The 213-nt window shown below is 51.6% G+C and carries 1 protein-coding gene; it reads left to right on the forward strand.

Going from position 1 to position 213, the window contains the following annotated elements; genetic code table 11:
* Positions 1-213: Ig-like domain-containing protein (locus tag ACG59Z_RS18810; RefSeq protein WP_400200736.1), on the forward strand; the 213-nt coding region annotated here is incomplete at both ends.

The following is a 213-nucleotide window of genomic DNA, read 5'->3' on the forward strand; positions in this document are numbered from 1 at the left end:
CAGTGAATGATCCGACTGCGACTGTTGTGGTGACTGTAGATGGTGTGAACTATCCGGCAACCAATAATGGCAATGGCACCTGGACGCTTGCAGACAATACGCTTCCAGTGTTGACCGATGGTCCACACACCGTGACTGTGACTGCAACTGATCCTGCGGGTAATGTGGGTACAACAGGTGCAGTGGTGACTATCGATACCACAGCACCAAATG

The organism is Acinetobacter sp. ABJ_C1_1 (assembly GCF_044684115.1).
Classification (GTDB): Bacteria; Pseudomonadota; Gammaproteobacteria; order Pseudomonadales; family Moraxellaceae; genus Acinetobacter; species Acinetobacter nosocomialis_A.